Source organism: Halomonas salinarum (genome assembly GCF_012062845.1).
Lineage (GTDB): Bacteria > Pseudomonadota > Gammaproteobacteria > Pseudomonadales > Halomonadaceae > Onishia > Onishia salinarum.
The window spans coordinates 1-16,629 of sequence record NZ_WWNB01000017.1 but is presented as its reverse complement, the minus strand read 5'-3'; the positions used below and the strand labels follow the sequence as shown (position 1 = coordinate 16,629).

Here is a 16,629-nt window from a genome sequence, read left to right as displayed (position 1 = left end):
TTGAGGGCCCCTAGGGCAGGGGGTAGCGGAACTTCAGGAACTTCTGGGCGTTGCTCAACACCTGGAAGGCATCCTTGAGATTATGCCGCTCGGAGTCGGAAACGTTCTCCGGTTCAATGTTGTTGTCTGGCTCGCGCTCTTCCTCGATGTCAATCGATTGATGACGAATACGCACCATGGAGATGAACTCAAGCGCATAGCGTATCCGCTCGCTGGAACGCCCGACCAGCAGCTGGGTCTTGGCGATATCATCGAGACGATCGAAGGAATTCTGAGCTCGGGACCCACAAGCCAGCGCATGCACCCTGATCAGATCGACCAATGGCGCCGTGCCACGGCGCTTCAGGTTGATCGAGTTGTTCTGCTTGCCATCCTTCTCCATCACGAAGGTGCGAAAGAAGCCCAATGGCGGTGTGCGGTTGACGGCATTGCGCGCCATGGCCGCCAGGAAAAGCGGGCTCTTCGACGCCCTATCGGCGACCAGGTCCTGTAACTGCTCGACAAAGCCCTCTTCGCCATACACATGATCCAGATCGAAAAAGATCGAGCTGTGTAGCAGGCGCTCAGGGTTGGGGTCATTGATCCAGTCGCTGAAATACTGCTTCCAGACCCGCAGCGGCTGCCGCCAGCGCGGGTTGGTGGCCATGATATCGCCCTTGCAGTAGGTATATCCGCAGGCATCCAGCCCATCGCTGATCCGCTGAGCCAGGGCCAGGAAGTAAGCATCATGCTGCTCTGGGTCGAAGCTGTCATCGAGCACCAGCGCATTGTCTTGATCGGTGACGATGGCCTGTTCGTTGCGGGCCATCGAGCCCATCACCATGAAGCAGTAGGGTACCGGCGGTGGCCCCAGTTCTTGTTCTGCCAACTCGATCAGGCGCCGGCTGAAACAGCGCCCTATGGTCGACAGGGCACTGCCGATCATTTGCGAGTTCGCACCATCCTTGACCAGACCCACAAAGCTGCGCTGCACGTCATCGCTCAATCGCGCCAGGCCCTTGAGGCTGGTCTGGTGGTAAATATTACCGACCAGATACAGACTGCTGTTGGTCTCGTAGCGGATGATGTCGGAGAGATGCAGTACCCCGACAGGCCGCCGCCGATGCAGCACAGGCAGATGGTGAATGTTGTTGCGTAACATGCACAACATCGCCTCGTGGACCGACTCATCGGACTGGATAGCGATCAGGTTATGCGTCACCACGTCGGCAACCGGCAAGTTAGCATCGCGCCCCGCGGCCAGCACCCGTGTCCGCAGGTCCTGGTCGGTCAGGATGCCCACTGTACGCCACTGCTTGCCATCCCCCAGCACGAAGGTATGCGATGAGGCTTCCTTCTCCAATTGCAACACCAGCACCGAGGACACATTCTGCTCGCACATCTTGGCGGCAGCTGACTGGATGGTCGAATCGGCTTCGATCATCACTGGCAGGCGCGAGATCAGCTTGCGGACTCGGGTCGTCATCATGGAGTTGTCGTAGTGCTGATGATCGACCGTCGTCTCGAGCCGCGGTCGCCCCACTTCGACGAAGTCCGCGAAATGTTCATCTTCGTTGCAAAGGCGCTTGAAAAGTGAGGCGGGAATGAAATAGACCAGCGTATCTTCGATCGACTTGACCGGGAAGCGCACCCGCTGATTCCTGAGCAGGTCGGAGTAGCCGAAGATATCGCCCTCGCCAAAGCGGTTGGAGAGCTCACCGTTGCGCCGATAAACCTCCACGGCACCGCTACGAATGTAGTGCAGGTTCTCGACTGCCTGGCCGTCCTCGCAGATCATGGTATCGGCGCGGAAATAGCCGACTTCGACCGACTCGGCCACCTCATCGAGCAGGTCGTCGCTCAGCGTATCAAAGGGCGCATTGCCAGCCATGTGCTGACGAATATCCAACAGTTCCACGTCCATGATCACCGCCTCGGCCCAAGTTTCTATTGGCTCCAGTCTCTAATGCTCGACAGAGCCTGTAAAGAGCCACACCGCGTCAAAACGCTCATACATGCAAAAGGCCACCCGTAGGTGGCCTTTGCATAATACGTTCGACTCAGGAAAAGCCGGCTACTGGCATCACTCGGCTTGCGGCTCGACCATGCCCTGCACCCGCTTCATCAGTTCCGGGTCCTGCTGAATGGCCTGCCCAATGGCATTGAAGGTGCTGACCTCGAGGCCACTGTCCTCGACGATGTTGACCATGTCCTCATTAGCTTCCATGCGAACTTCCTGCTTGGCGGCTTCGTCTTCGGCATTTTGCAGGCGTTCCGTGTAGTCACGAGACACGCTGGCGATTTCCTTGGAGGCCTCGGCGAACTGTTGCAGCTTCTCATCGGAGAAGTCAGTGGCCGGTGCGGCCGCTTGGGCTTGTGCCGCCTGTGAGGAGGCGTCTTCTTGCGCGATGGCGGGAGCGGAGAGCATACCGGCGCTGAGTAGCGCAGCCGTTAACAGGGCAGTCAGGCGTTGCATCTAGAAAGTACCTCCAGTGTATAAACGATTTATGTCGCAACCATGGGACGACAGAGACCCCATGCCGTTCAACTGTGTTGTGTAGTGATTTGTAACGAAGTGGCCGACCCCCAAGGCTCGGCCACTTCATGCTGGGGGCCACCAAGCCCCTGCTTGGCGGCCCTGACTCGCGCAAGGCTTAACCATAAGCCAAGTTTGACAGCCAGGTCACAAGAGACGAGAAGAGAATGACCAGCAATAGCCCCACGGCCTGAATCACCAGGATGATTGGCGCCAACATGTTACGCAGCAGAGCAGCAGATGTGGGGGCCATGGAGTGGCCAACTTCCCTCCTAGCGCTCCCCCCAAGGGCAAGAAAGCGATAAGACGTGACGAGCTACGAGCTGCTCGGAAAAACCGCACAAACTTTAAAGATAAGCCGAGATATGCCGATAATCGTTTCCGGCAGTAGCCAAGAGAAATAAGCCATGTTGCGGGAAGGCTTGTCGATCTCATGGCGGATACTGCATTGGTACCTAGCGTGTATAAACCGATCAATGTAGAAATGGATGACAACATGGCGCGATGTGCGAGAAATGACCATTCCTGTAACCGCTGCGAAGGGCCACTTCCCTTTGACTTCACGATGGCCTTTCAGCCCATCGTGGATCTTGAGGCGGGAAATATTTACGCCTATGAGGCACTGGTTCGCGGGCCTCAGGGAGAATCGGCGGGTAGCGTGATCGGCCAGGTCACGGACGGGCTCATGTATCGCTTCGATCAAGCCTGCCGGGTCAAGGCCATCGAACTTGCCAGCCATCTGGACATGCGCGAGACCCTGTCAATCAACTTCATGCCCAATGCCGTCTACGAACCGCAGGCCTGTATTCAGGCGACCCTAGAGGCCTGCAGTCGGGTCGGCTGGCCTGCCGCACGCATCAATTTTGAGATCACCGAAACCGAGCTGGTTCAGGATCGCCAGCACCTGCGTAATATCATCGATACTTACCGGGCAATGGGCTTCACTACCGCGCTGGATGACTTTGGCAATGGCTATGCCAACCTGGATCTTCTGACCGACCTGCGGCCCGATATCCTCAAAATTGACCGGGAACTGGTGAGAGACTGCGATCAGGATCGTCGCCGTCAGTCGCTGGTGAGGGCCGTCATCGGGCTCGCCGGAGAACTCGATATCCAGTTGATGGCGGAAGGTATCGAGCGGGAAGAGGAAGCGCTCTGGCTTCGCGATCAGGGGATCGTTCTGCAACAAGGGTTCTTCTTCGCGCGTCCCGCAGTGGAAGCGCTGAGCCCGGGACTCGCCAGCACGCTGAAAGCATTGCGTCGGCCCTGACCGACGGCCTGAGCCCTGGGTCCCCGCTATAATCCTAGCCGCTACAGCTTCCAGACAGGCGCGTGTCGCACAAGAAACACAAGCCCCGGCCCACCAAGCAACACATCGATGCCCACAACGCCCTTAGCGCCTGGTCCCAGCCGGTCCTTCAACTGGTGACTCTTGGCCAGCGGCCTTGCGGCATTCTCAGCCCCAAACGAACTTGACGATCATGTACCGCTAACGGGCCACCTGGCCCGTTGCGATCGCTCTCATCAAAGAATTAGCGGGTAAACACTACCGTACGACGCTTGTTCAGGAAGACGCGACGCTCCACGTGGTAGACCACCGCCCGAGCCAATGTTATGCACTCGACATCGCGGCCCTTGGCAACCAGATCTTCTGAGTAGTCGGCATGGCTCACCGATTCCACCCCCTGTGTGATGATCGGCCCCTCGTCGAGGTCGTCGTTGATGTAGTGAGCAGTGGCCCCGACCAGCTTTACACCCTTCTCGTAGGCCTGATGGTAAGGCTTGGCGCCCTTGAAACCCGGCAGAAGAGAATGATGGATGTTGATCGCCCGTCCGGAGAGTTTCTCGCACATCTCGCTCGAGAGCACTTGCATGTAGCGGGCCAGCACCACCAGCTCGGCACCGGTTTCCTGCACCACCTGCCATACCTTGGCCTCCTGCTCGGTCTTGGTGTCGGCGGTGATCGGGAAGTGGTAATACGGCAGGTCATGCCAGTCGGCCAGAGGCTTGAGATCCGGGTGATTCGAGACCACGGCACGGATATCAATTGGCAGCTGACCGATACGATAGCGATACAGCAAGTCATTCAGACAATGATCGGCCTTGGAGACCATGATCACTACCGGCATCCGCGTACCCGGGGCGGTCAGTTCGAATGCCATCTCGAACGCTTCAGCCCGGGTGGCGAAAGCGGCCTGGAAAGCCTCGGCATCAAACGCCGGATCCTGTGGGTAAAACTCGGTGCGGATAAAGAATCGTTCGGTGTGGCGATCATCGAAGGACTGCTGCTCGGTGATATAGCAGCGATGTTCCTTGAGGAAGCGGGTAATCACGTCCACTGTACCCAGCCGGCTGGGGCACTGGGCAGTAAGAATCCAGGTATCGGCATTACGGCTCATGGTGGGGCCTCCTGACGAAGCAGGCCGGGGCAAAAAGCCCCGGCCTGAAAACGCACGTAAGAAAAAGAGTAGGATCAGTTCTCGACGGCGATATCGAACTCTTCGCCTGCATCCAGCAGCCAGCGATAGGTATAGTCAGCAAAGCTGCGACGTACCACCAGCTCCCAGCGTTCTTCGCTGGGACGGCGCAGGATCACCGTCGCTTTCGCGAACACCGTGGTCACGCCCTTGCCCACCGGGAAGTGGCGCGGGTGGACATCATAGGCCACCGACTTCTTCAAGACTTCGTTGGCTGCCTCACCTTCGAGCTCCAGCACGGTCTGGCCACCACCGACGTTGCTGATAGCGAAATGGGCATCGCCCAGCGCTTCACGCAGACGACGTTCGACGTCGAACTCTTCGCCACCCGGCACGATCAAGAGCCACTCGTCCGGCGACATCCACTGAATCGAGCGCTCACCGGCCTTATCCTGAACCAGGCCCAGCGGCTCGCCGGGAAGCCCCAGGCCGAGCACTTCGCGAAGTGCCTCATCGAGCACGATGGCACCGCCACGCAGGGTCAGCTGACCCAGGAAGGGGCGCTCACGCATCGTCACTTTTGTGCCGGCCTTGGCCTTCGGGGTTCCCGAGCGCTGCATGCTATAGGCAAGCGGCGACTCGACGGGAATCTCGCCTTGCGGGCGAGTATCAAACTGTTGTGCGTTAGACATTCTGACGCTCTCCCTTGGGATCGAGGAAGATGGGGCTGACGATTTCGGCCTCATGGACCTTGCCGTCGGCCATGGGCAGATAGACGGTATCGCCCATCTTCTGGTGGCCGCCCTTGACCACGGCCAGGGCAAAGCCTGACTCCAGGGTCGGGCTGTAGTAGCTGGAGTTCACCTGACCCACCATCGGCATCGGGATCGGATGGTTCGGGTCGAGCACGATCTGCGCGCCCTCTTCCAGCACCACCTTGGGATCCTTGGGCTTGAGGCCCACCATCTGCTTACGATCGGTGCGCTTGGTGTCGGGACGCGTGAGCGCCCGCTTGCCGATCCAGGAGTTCGGCTTGTCATAGCCGATCGCCCAGTGCATGCCCAGGTCTTCCGGGGTCACCGAGCCATCGGTGTCCTGACCGGCGATGATGAAGCCCTTCTCGGCACGCAGCACGTGCATGGTCTCGGTGCCGTAAGGCGTCAGGCCATACTTGTCACCGTGAGCGAACAGCTTTTTCCAGACGTGCATGGCGTAGTTGGCCTGGACGTTGATCTCGTAAGCCAGCTCCCCGGTGAAGGAGATGCGGAAGACCCGCGCCGGCACACCGGCCACGTTGCCTTCACGCCAGTCCATGAACTTGAAGCTGTCCTTGTCCAGGTCGATGTCGGTGAGCTCGGACATCAGCTTGCGCGCTTCGGGTCCGGTGACGGTCATGGTCGCCCAGTGATCGGTCACGGAGTTGAAGTAGACGTCCAGCTCCGGCCACTCGGTCTGGTGCCAGATCTCGAGCCATTCCAACACGGTGGCGGCGCCGCCGGTGCTGGTGGTCATCAGGAAGTGGTTCTCGGCCAGGCAACTGGTGGTGCCGTCGTCGAACACCATGCCGTCGTCCTTGCACATCAGGCCATAGCGGACGCGGCCGGGAGCCAGCTTGGCCCACTTGTTGGTATAGACGCGACCCAGGAACTCACGCGCATCCGGGCCCTGGATGTCGATCTTGCCGAGCGTCGAGGCATCGAGGATGCCGACCTTCTCGCGCACCGCGCTGCACTCACGCGAGACCGCCTCATGCATGGTCTCGGTCTTGCCGTTGACCTTGCGCGGGAAGTACCAGGGGCGCTTCCACTGACCCACGTCCTCGAACTCGGCGCCATTCTCGACATGCCACTGGTGCATGGCGGTGTAACGCTCGGGGTCGAACAGCTCGCCACAGTGACGGCCGACAATCGCACCGAAGCTTACCGGCGTGTAGTTGGGACGGAACACCGTGGTGCCCACCTCGGGAATGGTGCGGCCCAGGCAGCGCGCGGCGATGGCCATGCCATTGATGTTGCCAAGCTTGCCCTGATCGGTCCCGAAACCAAGCGCGGTATAGCGCTTGACGTGCTCGATGGACTCGAAGCCTTCGCGGGTAGCGAGTTCGATCGCCGCGGAGGTGACATCATTCTGCATGTCGACGAACTGCTTGGGCCCGCGCAGGGTCGCCTTCAGGTGCGGCACCTGATAGAGCGCCACGGCAGCGCCTTCGCGCAGATTCTTGACGTTAGGCTGGCTGACGCTGGCAGCTGAGAACCCACACGCCTCGCTCGCGGCGTTACCGGCGGCGACACCGTCTTCGAGCACCTTGCCGAGGGCATAGACACCATGCGCGCCACCGGCGGGCGTCATGCCCTTCACCGGGGAAGGCACGAAGCCCAGGATATCTTCATTCCAGGTCGGACGGCTGCCGGTGTGCGACGCCAGGTGCACGACCGGGCTGAAGCCGCCGGAACTGGCGATGGTGTCACACGCAAGCTCCTCGACCGGACCTGCGACCTTGAAGCCAGCGATGTCGATCTTCGCCACCTTGGCGGCGGAGACACGCTTTTCACCACGCGCTTCGATCACGGCGCTACCCGCAATGATACGAATACCCTTGGAACGCGCCTGCTCGACCAGCTCACCGTCCGGATTCTGGCGGGCATCGGCGATTGCCACCACCTCGCGTCCGGCTTCTGCCCAATCCAGCGCCGCCCGATAACCATCGTCGTTGCTGGTGGAGAGTACCAGGCGATTGCCCGGCGCCACGCCATAACGACGGATATAGGTCGAAACCGCACCCGCCACCATGCTGCCCGGCACATCGTTGTTGCCGTAGACCAGCGGACGCTCGTGAGCACCGCTTGCCAGTACCACCTGGCCAGCACGAACCCGGTGCAGGCGAGCACGCACCTGGCGGCGGCCGTTGACGCTCGGTGCCAGGTCACTCAGATGCTCGGTGCAGCGCTCGTGCAATGTCACGAAGTTATGATCGTGATAACCGTTGGCAGTGGTGCGCGGCAGCAGGGTCACGTGCTCGAGCTCTGAGAGCTCCTTCAGCGTCTTCTCGACCCAGGACGTTGCCGGCGCATCGTCGATGTTTTCGCGAGACGACAGCAGCGATCCACCCATTTCTTCCTGCTCGTCGACCAGCATCACGCGCGCGCCAGCGCGACCGGCTGCCAGCGCCGCTGACAGACCCGCCGGGCCCGCACCCACTACCAGCACGTCACAGTGCTGGTGACGGTGGTCGTAGATGTCCAGGTCGTTTTCGTTGGGGCTGCGACCCAGGCCAGCGGCCTTGCGGATGTACTTCTCATAGGTCAGCCACATGGAGGCCGGCGCCATGAAGGTCTTGTAGTAGAAGCCCGGCGGCATGAACTGGCCGCCCAGCTTGCCGATCAGCCCCATCAGGTCGCGCTGAACGTTGGGCCAACCGTTGGTGCTGCGAGCCGTCAGGCCTTCGTAGAGCGCCTGCTGAGTGGCACGTACGTTGGGTACCTGACCCGCTTCGGTGCTACCCAGCTGGACGATGCCATTGGGCTCCGCGGCGCCAGCAGCAACGATGCCGCGGGGACGCGAGTACTTGAAACTACGGTTGACGATGTCGACACCGTTGGCAAGCAGCGCCGAGGCAAGCGTATCGCCCGGATGGCCCTGATAACGCTGACCATTGAAGGTGAAGGTCAGCTGCCGTGAGCGGTCAACGCGACCGCCGGTCTTGAGTCGGTTCGGCTGGCTCATGCCCTGACTCCTTGTTGATGCTTGCCCTGAGACGCGTTGCGCTCGTTATCGGCTGATGCAGCGGCTTGATGGGCAGCATAGTTCTCTGCTGTGATCGAAGGCTGCTCACCCATCTTGTAGACCTCAAGGATCTCGTAGGTCACGGTGTGGCGAGTAATGTTGAAGAACTTGCGGCAGCCCACCGCGTGCACCCACAACTCGTGGTGAACACCGCGCGGGTTGTCACGGAAGAACAGGTAATCGCCCCATTCATCGTCACTGGTGTTTTCCGGGTCTTCCGGGCGAGCGATATGTGCCTGGCCCTTCGGATGGAATTCCTCTTCCTCGCGGTGTTCACCGCAGTAGGGACAAAGTATATAGAACATGGCAGGTCTCCTCTGCGGTGGATCAGTGGGCGACGCCGGCGGCGCCGTGCTCGTCGATCAACGCGCCAGTATTGAAACGGTCGATGGAGAAAGGTGCGGCGATCGGGTGCATCTCGCCCTTGGCGAGGCTCGCCGCGAACACATTCCCCGAACCCGGAGTGGCCTTGAAGCCCCCGGTGCCCCAGCCGCAGTTGAAGTACAGACCCTTGACCTTGGTCTTGGAAATGATCGGGCAAGCGTCCGGACAGGTGTCGACGATGCCACCCCATTGGCGGTTCATGCGCACCCGCGAGAAGATCGGGAACATCTCGACGATCGCCTGCAGGGTGTGCTCCACGGTCGGGTAGCTGCCGCGCTGGCCATAGCCGTTGTAGCCATCGATACCGGCACCGATGACCAGGTCACCCTTGTCGGACTGACTGATGTAGCCGTGCACGTGATTCGACATCACCACGGTATCGAGGATCGGCTTGATGGGCTCGGAGACCAGCGCTTGGAGCGGGTGCGATTCCAGCGGCATCTTGATGCCTGCCATCTTCGCCATCACCCCGGAGTTACCGGCGGTAACGCAGCCTACGGTCTTGGAGCCGATATCGCCACGATTGGTGTGAACCCCATGGATCTGGCCATCGCGAATCTTGAAGCCGGTGACCTCGGTGTTCTGCAGAAGGTCTACGCCGAGGGCGTCTGCGGCGCGCGCATAGCCCCAGGCCACGGCATCATGGCGGGCCACACCGGCGCGCGGCTGCCAGGAGGCACCCATCACCGGGTAGCGAGCATTCTTGGAGCAATCCATGATCGGCACCAGATCCTGCACGCCCTTGGCGTCGAGCACCTCGCCGTCGATGCCATTAAGGCGGTTGGCGTTCACCCGGCGCTGAATGTCGCGCATGTCCTGGAGCGTATGCCCCACGTTCAGCACCCCACGCTGAGAGAACATCACATTGTAGTTGATGTCCTGGGAGAGTCCCTCCCACAGCTTCATGGCGTGCTCGTAGAGCGCCGCTGACTCGTCCCACAGGTAGTTGGAACGCACGATGGTGGTGTTACGGGCTGTATTACCGCCACCCAGCCAACCTTTCTCGATCACCGCGACGTTGGTGATGCCGTGTTCCTTGGCCAGGTAGTAAGCAGTGGCCAGACCATGGCCGCCGCCGCCGACGATGATCACGTCGTACTCTTTCTTGGGCGTGGGATTACGCCACTGTCGCTGCCAGTTCTCGTGGTGGCTCAGCGCGTGCTTGACCAGCCCGAAGCCTGAATATCGTTGCATGGAATTTTCTCCTCAAAGGACCCCACCGGCCTACCGGCGGGGATCGGGCTCACGCGTAGGACGTCTCGGTAGCCTCGGCGACTTTGCCGTAGACCGGATGGCGGGCGCACAGCTCGGCGACCTTGCCCCGAACGTCGGACTCGGCCTCCGTAGTATCGCCACCTTCGGCCAGAGCGTCGAGCAGATCACAGATCCAACCAGCCAGGGCTTTGCAGTCAGCCTGGTCGAATCCACGGGTTGTCACCGCCGGGGTACCAATGCGCAGGCCCGAGGTCACGAAAGGGCTCTGGGGGTCATTGGGCACGGCATTCTTGTTGACCGTAATGAGGGCGCGGCCCAGAGCGGCATCCGCGTCCTTGCCCGTTACACCCTGCTTGATCAGCGAGACCAGGAACAGGTGATCGTCGGTGCCTCCGGAGACCACGTCGAAGCCTCGTTCGAGGAAGACGTTGGCCATGGCCCGGGCATTGTCGATGACCTGGGCCTGGTAGCGCACGAAGTCTTGGCTCATGGCCTCACGGAAGGCGACCGCCTTGGCGGCGATGACGTGCATCAGCGGGCCACCCTGCTGCCCCGGGAAGACCGCACCGTTGAGCTTCTTGTAGAGCGACTCATCACCACTGGCGGAAAGAATCAGACCACCACGCGGACCGCGCAGGGTCTTGTGGGTAGTGGTCGTCACCACGTGGGCATGAGGCAGCGGGCTCGGGTAGTGTCCAGCGGCCACCAGACCAGCGACATGGGCCATATCGACCAACAGCCAGGCGCCCACGGCGTCTGCGATATCGCGGAAGCGACGCCAGTTGACGACCCGGGAGTAGGCCGAGAAACCCGCGATGATCAGTTTGGGCTGATGCTCATGGGCGAGACGCTCGACTTCGTCGTAGTCGATCTCGCCAGTGGCCGGATTCAGGCCATACTGCACCGCATTGTAGTTCTTGCCGGAGAAGTTTGGCGCCGCGCCGTGGGTCAAGTGGCCGCCGTGGGCCAGGCTCATTCCCAGCACGGTGTCACCCGGAGATACCAGCGCCATGAAGGCGGCGGCATTGGCCTGGGCACCGGAATGGGGCTGGACGTTGGCATAGTTGGCGCTGAACAGTGCGCAGGCACGCTCAATGGCCAAGCGCTCGACCACGTCGACGTGCTCGCAGCCCCCATAGTAGCGCTTGCCGGGATAGCCTTCGGCGTACTTGTTGGTCAGCTGGCTCCCCTGGGCTTCCATGACCTGCGGGCTCGCGTAGTTCTCCGAGGCGATCAGCTCAATATGCGCTTCCTGGCGCAGCACTTCATCGGCGATGGCGGCGGCGATCTGGGGATCAGTCGTTGTAAGGTTATTCGCGTTCATCTCGTCACCCTGAGGATTAGCTCCACAACGTTATAAAAAAGGAGAACGCGCAACATTCTGGAAACGACGCCAACATCGTCGCGACAGACAACCTTCGGGCAGCCGTCACGCGCTGGACGCCGCGTTCTCACTATGGGTGTCATTGAAAGCCAACCTGCACACCAAAAGATTGAACGTTTGCGACATCTTTCACGTAATGTTCGCGACAGAAAGCTGTAAACACTTGTTTATAAAAGATTTTATATTTTACGCCTATTTTGTATCTTTTGCCGACCACAGGGAAAAGCCGACGCCCAACCACCCGCCTCGACACGTCGCCCACCCACCTCTAGTCACGAGTCGGCCGAGCCTCGATATGCAGGAAGAAGGGATCGACCGTATCGCCATTGCCTTCCCCCGCCAACTTGCGCATGGCCGACGGCGTAGCGCCGAAGGCGTCACGGAAATGCCGAGAGAAATGAGCAGTATCGGCAAACCCGCAGCGGTCGCCGATCTCGGTAATACTCTTCGCCGTGTAGTGTAGCAACCACAGGCCATAACGCAGGCGCAAATCCCGAGCGAACTTGCGAGGCCCCACTCCCAACGCCTCGCGAAAGCGCCGTTCCAGATTGCGTCGCGAGGTGCCGAGCCGCTCGGCAAGGGCATCCACGCTGAGAGGCTCGCCCAAGTGCTGCTCCAGGATGGCGATGGCACGGCGCACCAGCCGATCCTCGACCTTATCGAAGACCACCGGCTGTGGCTGGGGGTGCTCACCGCGACGGGCCTCGTCGATGAGCATGATATGCAGGCTCTTCATGGCCCAGGCCTTGCCCAGATGGCGCTCAACCAGGTGTGCGGCCAAATCGGCGGAGGCAACCCCCCCCGCACACGTGAGCAGGTCACCATCATCGATGAACAGGCGGTCTGCCACCGGCTCTATCGCAGGAAAACGCCGCGTGAGATCGCCATGGTGATACCAGCTGACGCAGCAGCGACGACCATCCATCAGCCCGGCCTGAATCAGTGCGAAGACACCGGTACACACCCCCACCAGCGGCACACCAGCATCGGCCACCCGGCGCAAGTAGGTGATCGCGGTCTCGTCGACATAATCATGCTCGTCCTGAACTCCACCGATGACCACGATGTAGTCAAAGTCTGAAGGGACACGGAAGGCTGTACAGGGCGTGACAGCAGCCCCACAGCTGGAAATGGCGTCTTGCCCGGCACTGGTCATGAAGACCCAGTGGCAACGGAGCTGACGGCTACGGTCGCCCTCGTCCGCGGCCAAGCGCAGGCAGTCGACGAAGGCCGCAAAGGGCAGAATAGTGAATCGACGTAACAGGACGAAGCCGACTGACAGCGGCTCTCCTTCGCGGGACTGACTCATGGGTCGACACTCTTCACTATCGATGGCGTAGCATTCAGTGTCCGGCAGCTCGGCTTGGAACGCAAAATCCGGAGCAGACCTTTGCGTAACGCAGGCGTATCACCGCGCCACTGTCCGAAAACGTAGCGCGCCCCGGGCAGCAACCACAGCTTGTTGGCTGAGACTGCCGGCCCGAGGCGCTAGGACGATACCTTATTGATACGGCTCAACGATCTGGCAGTAACACGACCACTGATCGAACGATTACCCCTATCGCATGTATGCCTCCCGACGTTCATATCGGGAGGCATAAGCGACATCCGCGGCCTGACACGCTGCCAGACCAATAGCGACTGAAGGCCTGCTCAGTAATCTACTACGACGTTGCCACGCGGCTTGCTGCAGCACGAGAGGATATAACCATCGGCCACGTCTTCTTCGGTGATGCCGCCGTTGTGGTCCATATCGACGTCGCCAGAGCTGAGCGATACCCGGCAGGTACCGCAGATACCCATACCGCAGGCCTTGGGGATGTGCAGCCCAAGTTTGGCCGCGGCAGCGTGAACCGTCTCACCGGGCTGGATACGCACGCTCTTGCCGGTCGAACTGAACTCGACGCTGAGCAGGTCGGCGGAGTCGAATTCCTCGGCCTCGGCCTCGGCCTGCTCGACGTTCTCGATGACATCTTCCTGCACATCCAGCGGGGTGGCCCCGAAAGACTCCTCGTGGTAATGGCTCATGTCGAAACCATTGTTCCTGAGCAGAGCCTTCACTGCATTCATGTAGGGCGTCGGGCCACAGCAGAAAATTTCCCGCTCCATGAAGTCCGGCACCATCAGTTCCATCATCGACTGATTAAAGTAGCCCCGGAAGCCCGACCAGGCTTCGCCAAGCTCGTCACTGCGCTCGGTGACAATATGCAGCTTGAACTCGGGGATACGCGAAAAGATGTGTGCCAGTTCACGGTGGTAGATGATATCCGATGGCGTGCGGGCGCTGTGCACGAACTCCACGTCCACGGCCGCATTGGTATCGAAATACCAACGCATCATCGACATCAGAGGGGTAATGCCCACGCCACCAGAGAGCATCAACACCTTGTCGCTTGGGAAGTCCATGCAATTGAACTGACCGACCGGCCCGTGCACGGCCAGTTTGTCGCCGGCCTTCAGGTTGTCATGCAGCCAGTTGGATACCTTGCCCCCAGGGATGCGCTTGACGGTGATCGAAAAACTGTAGGGCACCGATGGCGAACTGGAGATGGTATAGGAGCGCATGATCTGCTCGCCGGCGATCTCCAGCTCCAGGGTCACGAACTGCCCCGGCTTGAAGAAGAACATCACCGGCTGCTCGGCCATGAAACAGAAGGTACGCGTATCCGAGGTTTCTTGAATCACCTTGACGCAACGCACCTGGTGACGACCGTTGGTCCAGGTCTGCGTGGTTACCGGGTTGAGGAATTCTGACAACATGGTGGTTTCTCGCTTGAGCGTGCCGGCGGCTGCAATGAGGGAGTGCCGCGACTGGGGTCTTGGCCGGTGAGGCCTGGATAGAATTTTGCGCCACCGACAAGCCTACTCACTTGCCTGTCTACGACACACACATGCTTATCATATCCAGTGCCTGCCCTGACACCCCCTGGCCTCGTCGCCTGGAAACCATAAGATGTCGTCGGCAGACAACTGCCAACCGGCAACCCGCCCCAAACTCTCGGCCATGGCGCGGGCCCCCACGGCCCAGCCTCACGCCCTACACCTCATAACTCCAACCGCGCCTGTCCGGTCGACCAATACGTTGACCCTGCTTGATGAGGAAACGCCCCATGGATTCCATTTCTTCCCTCCACCTGCTGGATGATCCCCTGGCCCCGGCACGTGAGGCCACCACCGAAATGCTGGCCAATCGCCAGCCGCAACACTCGCTGCCCCAGCCCTTCTACAATGACGAGCGACTGTTCGCCCTCGACATGCAGGAGATCTTCGAAAAGGAATGGCTATTCGCGGGCATGACCTGCGAGATCCCCAGCAAGGGTAACTACATGACCCTTGATGTCGGCGACAACCCGATCGTGATCGTGCGTGGCAACAACGGCGAAGTGCACGCCTTCCATAACGTCTGCCGTCACCGCGGTTCGCGCCTGTGCGTCACCGACAAGGGCAAGGTGGCCAAGCTGGTCTGCCCTTACCACCAGTGGACCTACGAGCTGGATGGCCGCCTGCTGTTCGCCGGCAGCGACATGGGCAAGGACTTTGACCTCGCGAACCACGGCCTCAAGCCGGTTCACGTTCGCACCGGCGGCGGCTATATCTTCATCAGCCTGGCCGAGGAAGCCCCAGAGATCGACGAGTTCGTCGCGAATCTGGATCACTATCTGGCCCCCTACGACATGGAGAACCTCAAGGTCGCCGTGGAGTCCAGCCTGATCGAAGAGTGCAACTGGAAGTTGGTGATCGAGAACAACCGCGAGTGCTACCACTGTAATGGCGCGCACCCGGAGCTGCTCAACTCCCTGCAAGAGTTCGACGACACCGACGACCCCCGCGCTACCCCGGCCTACAAGCAACTGGTCGCACGCAAGCAGGCCGATTGGGAAGCCCAGGGCGTGCCTTTCAAGCTTACACGCCTCGGCCGTCGTAACCGTTTGACTCGCACCCCGCTACTGGACGGTGCGGAGTCGATGACCATGGACGGCAAGCGGGCCAGCCAGAAGCTGATGGGCAACCTTGAGAGCGCCGACCTGGGATCGCTGCGTATCCTGCACCTGCCCAACTCCTGGAACCACTTCATGGGCGATCATGCCGTGGTCTTCCGCGTGCTGCCACTGGGCCCGCAGAAGACGGTGGTGACCACCAAGTGGTTGGTACACAAGGACGCCGTGGAAGGGGTCGACTACCAGCCCGAGCAGATGCGCAAGGTGTGGGACGCCACCAACAGCCAAGACCGTCGTCTGGCCGAGGAAAACCAGCGCGGCATCAACTCCAAGAGCTATGAGCCTGGCCCCTACTCGGAGACCTTCGAGTTCGGTGTCATCGACTTCGTCGATTGGTACAGCGAGCGCATGCGCGAAAACCTGGGGCATAGCGAGTCACGCCTCAAGGCGGCCAAGAGCTGAGTCTCACCTCACTCTCCCAAGGAGTGACCGCAAGACCCCACAAGGCCCCGCATCTAGCGGGGCCTTTCTATTGCAGCGTCAGATAGCGACCAGCACGCTCGTTGCAACACATCTGAAGCGCCCTCCAGGCAACGTCCCGACTACGAATGGGTAGCGAGCTATCCGCTGAATCTGTCGCGCCGATTGCCACCCGCCTGGTCGTGACAGCGCCCTGGTCGTTCCAGACAGCGCATGAGCACACTCAACGACGCCAGCGCCACCTTTGCCTCTTCATGAGGTGGCGATACAGCAACCCATCAGGCAGAACCCAATCGGGTAGGGGCCGGGGTTCCCCCCGGCGCCCTCCCACACCACCGTACGTACCGTTCGGTATACGGCGGTTCATGAAGAACGGCTAAGCCCTTTTACCGTATCAAGTACCGAGATCAGGCCTTGCTGCTCAAGCCACCTCCGCGGCAGGGCCTGATTCATGTGCGAGGCACCGGCATTCCACCAAGGGCCTCGCCCATTTCCCGTTGACATCCTGGCGTG

The 16,629-nt window shown here is 60.6% G+C and carries 12 protein-coding genes; 2 read left to right on the top strand and 10 right to left on the bottom strand.

All coding sequences use genetic code 11. The annotated features are described in order from the left end of the window. Positions 1 to 10: 10 nt before the first annotated feature. Positions 11 to 1,903 carry a DUF294 nucleotidyltransferase-like domain-containing protein gene (locus tag HF027_RS12035; RefSeq protein WP_168016001.1) on the bottom strand — a complete coding sequence of 631 codons (1,893 nt, stop codon included), beginning with the start codon at positions 1,901 to 1,903 and terminating at the stop codon, positions 11 to 13. 159 nt (positions 1,904 to 2,062) lie between these two features. Continuing rightward, complete coding sequence (locus tag HF027_RS12030; protein ID WP_168015999.1) at positions 2,063 to 2,455, bottom strand: DUF4168 domain-containing protein; 393 nt, start codon at positions 2,453 to 2,455, stop codon at positions 2,063 to 2,065. A gap of 556 nt (positions 2,456 to 3,011) precedes the next feature. Here HF027_RS12030 and HF027_RS12025 point away from each other — a divergent pair. Next, positions 3,012 to 3,785 carry an EAL domain-containing protein gene (locus tag HF027_RS12025; RefSeq protein ID WP_168015998.1) on the top strand — a complete coding sequence of 258 codons (774 nt, stop codon included), beginning with the start codon at positions 3,012 to 3,014 and terminating at the stop codon, positions 3,783 to 3,785. Positions 3,786 to 4,047: 262 nt separating this feature from the next. Here HF027_RS12025 and purU read toward each other — a convergent pair whose 3' ends face one another. The 8 genes from purU to HF027_RS11985 form a co-directional block, all read right to left on the bottom strand. Further along, positions 4,048 to 4,914 carry a formyltetrahydrofolate deformylase gene (gene purU, locus HF027_RS12020; protein ID WP_168015996.1) on the bottom strand — a complete coding sequence of 289 codons (867 nt, stop codon included), beginning with the start codon at positions 4,912 to 4,914 and terminating at the stop codon, positions 4,048 to 4,050. Positions 4,915 to 4,988: 74 nt separating this feature from the next. Continuing rightward, entirely contained in the window at positions 4,989 to 5,624 is a 636-nt protein-coding gene (locus tag HF027_RS12015; RefSeq protein WP_168015994.1) for a sarcosine oxidase subunit gamma, read from the bottom strand. Beyond that, complete coding sequence (locus HF027_RS12010; RefSeq protein ID WP_168015992.1) at positions 5,617 to 8,655, bottom strand: sarcosine oxidase subunit alpha family protein; 3,039 nt, start codon at positions 8,653 to 8,655, stop codon at positions 5,617 to 5,619. Before HF027_RS12010 ends, HF027_RS12015 begins: the two co-directional genes overlap by 8 nt. After that, complete coding sequence (locus HF027_RS12005) at positions 8,652 to 9,020, bottom strand: sarcosine oxidase subunit delta (protein WP_168015990.1); 369 nt, start codon at positions 9,018 to 9,020, stop codon at positions 8,652 to 8,654. Before HF027_RS12005 ends, HF027_RS12010 begins: the two co-directional genes overlap by 4 nt. 22 nt (positions 9,021 to 9,042) lie before the next feature. After that, positions 9,043 to 10,293 (bottom strand): sarcosine oxidase subunit beta family protein, encoded by a 1,251-nt coding sequence (locus HF027_RS12000; RefSeq protein ID WP_136253537.1) that lies wholly within the window; start codon positions 10,291 to 10,293, stop codon positions 9,043 to 9,045. Positions 10,294 to 10,342: 49 nt separating this feature from the next. Then, complete coding sequence (gene glyA, locus HF027_RS11995; protein ID WP_168015988.1) at positions 10,343 to 11,638, bottom strand: serine hydroxymethyltransferase; 1,296 nt, start codon at positions 11,636 to 11,638, stop codon at positions 10,343 to 10,345. Between the two features lie 328 nt (positions 11,639 to 11,966). After that, positions 11,967 to 13,007, bottom strand: coding sequence for a GlxA family transcriptional regulator (locus tag HF027_RS11990; RefSeq protein WP_168015986.1), 1,041 nt, complete (start codon positions 13,005 to 13,007; stop codon positions 11,967 to 11,969). A gap of 344 nt (positions 13,008 to 13,351) precedes the next feature. Continuing rightward, positions 13,352 to 14,458, bottom strand: coding sequence for an FAD-binding oxidoreductase (locus HF027_RS11985; protein WP_168015984.1), 1,107 nt, complete (start codon positions 14,456 to 14,458; stop codon positions 13,352 to 13,354). A 350-nt stretch (positions 14,459 to 14,808) separates the two neighbouring features. Here HF027_RS11985 and HF027_RS11980 point away from each other — a divergent pair, with 350 nt between their 5' ends. After that, complete coding sequence (locus HF027_RS11980; RefSeq protein ID WP_168015982.1) at positions 14,809 to 16,098, top strand: aromatic ring-hydroxylating oxygenase subunit alpha; 1,290 nt, start codon at positions 14,809 to 14,811, stop codon at positions 16,096 to 16,098. Positions 16,099 to 16,629 lie beyond the last annotated feature (531 nt).